Below are 1,575 nucleotides of genomic sequence, written 5' to 3'. Positions count from 1 at the left end.
TTCGAACAAGAAGTGATTCCCGCGCTGAGCTAGACGTCGCTGGTGGTGTACCGCGTCTTGACCGGAGGTGCGGCCAACAGGGGAGGGAGCTGCGTCAGCTTGCCTTCGCCGGCGCGAAACCTGCGGTAGGCGTCGTCGTGTTCGACCGATTCCCATAGCTCGTAGATGAGCCAGTGCGCTTCGTCGTCGTCGTCGACGAGCACTTCGGTGCGCAGGTTCCCATCGAACGCCCGAGTGTCTTGCAACGCCCGGCCCATGAGTTCGCGCCCCGCGGCGACCTCGTCGGGCTTGAACCTGAGTTCGAGAATCACCGTGACCGCCATGGTCGCCAACATAATGCAGAGCTGCCGCGCGCCGATTATGAGAATGGGATTTCCACTTTTCACCAAGGCTGTTATACGGTTCAGTGAGCAATGTTCTGGTTGCTGGATGGATGATCGCTGGAGGATCGCTCGATGCAGAAGGCACTTGCCCCGGACATCTCAACCTGGCCCGACGAGAGTCCGCAGTTGATCGGCAGTCGATGCGGCGGCTGTGGCGCCACTACCTTTCCGGTGCAGCAGCGGTGTCCGCGCTGCAGTGGCGGCGAGATGAGCGAAGTGTTGTTGCCGCGCAGCGGAACCCTGGTGGCATGGACCACCCAGGGCTTCCCGCCCGGTGCTCCCTATGCCGGCCCGACCGGCGACGATTTCGTGCCGTTCGGCGTGGGCCTGGTCCAGCTCGGCGACGTGATCCGGGTGGAGGGCCGATTGACTGAAAACGATCCGGCCAAGCTCAAGTTCGGCCAGCAGGTCGAACTCACCATGGTGCCGTTGACCACCGATGCTGATGGCAACGAGATCGTCACTTTCGCGTTCCAGCCGGTATAGGGAGGGGTCCACATGACTAACGACGTGGCCATCATCGGCGTGGGCCTGCATCCATTCGGCAGGTTCGAGAAGACCGCGATGGAAATGGGCGCCGAGGCAATCCAATTGGCATTGACCGACGCCGGCGTGGACTGGAAGGACATCCAATTCGGGTTCGGCGGCAGCCACGAGGTGTCCAACCCCGACGCGGTGACCCGCTTGGTCGGTCTGACCGGCATCACCTTCACCAACGTCTTCAATGCCTGCGCCACCGCGGCCAGCGCTATTCAGCAGACCGCCGACACCATCCGGCTGGGCAAGTACGACATCGGCATCGCCATCGGCATGGACAAGCATCCCCGCGGCGCCTTTACCGACGACCCCGCCAAACTGGCGCTGCCGCAGTGGTATGCCCAGAACGGGCAGTTCGTCACCACCAAATTCTTCGGAATGAAGGCCAACAAGTACCTGCACGACCACAACATCTCTCAGGCCACCCTGGCCAAGGTGGCCGCCAAGAACTTCCGCAACGGCGCGCTGAACCCGAATGCGTTCCGCCGCAAGCCAATCCCTGAGGACCAGATCCTCAACTCGGCGGTGCTGAACTACCCGCTGACGCAGTACATGTTCTGCGCGCCCGACGAGGGGGCCGCTGCAGTGATCATGTGCCGCGCCGACATGGCGCACAAGTACACCGACAAGCCCGTGTATGTGCGCGCGTGTGAGA

Annotated in this window: 3 protein-coding genes; 2 read left to right on the top strand and 1 reads right to left on the bottom strand. The window is 62.6% G+C overall.

Annotated features, from left to right (window positions below):
- Positions 1-29 precede the first annotated feature (29 nt).
- A complete protein-coding gene (locus WBF82_RS07335; protein WP_424382400.1) occupies positions 30-323 on the bottom strand; it encodes a putative quinol monooxygenase in 294 nt (97 codons plus the stop codon).
- Between the two features lie 132 nt (positions 324-455).
- Between WBF82_RS07335 and WBF82_RS07330 the strand changes: the two genes are divergently transcribed.
- Positions 456-869 (top strand): Zn-ribbon domain-containing OB-fold protein, encoded by a 414-nt coding sequence (locus WBF82_RS07330; RefSeq protein WP_424382399.1) that lies wholly within the window; start codon positions 456-458, stop codon positions 867-869.
- A 12-nt stretch (positions 870-881) separates the two neighbouring features.
- A partial coding sequence (locus WBF82_RS07325) for a thiolase family protein (protein WP_424382398.1) occupies positions 882-1,575 on the top strand: 694 nt, incomplete at its 3' end.

This window comes from Mycobacterium sp. (assembly GCF_049673265.1).
GTDB lineage: Bacteria > Actinomycetota > Actinomycetes > Mycobacteriales > Mycobacteriaceae > Mycobacterium.
The sequence above is the reverse complement of the archived record's forward strand: the minus strand, read 5'-3'. Positions and strand labels throughout refer to the sequence as shown.